This is a genomic window from Mesorhizobium sp. CNPSo 4684 (genome assembly GCF_057784315.1).
In genome coordinates, this window is the sequence record NZ_JBWLUX010000115.1 from 1 (window position 1) to 316 (window position 316).

The 316-nt window shown below is 60.8% G+C and carries 1 pseudogene; it reads right to left on the minus strand.

Annotation, left to right across the window (positions count from 1 at the left end):
* Nucleotides 1–58 precede the first annotated feature (58 nt).
* Nucleotides 59–316 (minus strand): annotated as a pseudogene (locus tag AC04SG_RS32935) (integrase); the annotation flags it as partial.

Genomic DNA, 316 nt, shown 5'->3' on the forward strand with positions numbered 1-316 from the left:
TGTCCAGCCGATAGATGGGTAACAGTTTGAACCGGATACATAGGTAACAGTTTTCGCCTTATGTTGAGTTCGCCGCAGCGCCAAGCGGTTTGGTTGGCGCGGCGCTTCGGCGAACCAGTTTCCCGTGCTTGTGGTCGATAAACCCGAGCGGATGGGCATAGAAGCGCATCGCCCATTCGCCGCTCTCAGTTTCTTCGATGGCGACCGGTTCGCCTGCCAGCGTGGCCGAGACGTAGATTTCGGCGCCCTGCCATTTGACGGCGCCGTTCTGGCGCACACTGCGCACCGCTGCCTCGGCCGGATAGTCCGGCTCAGG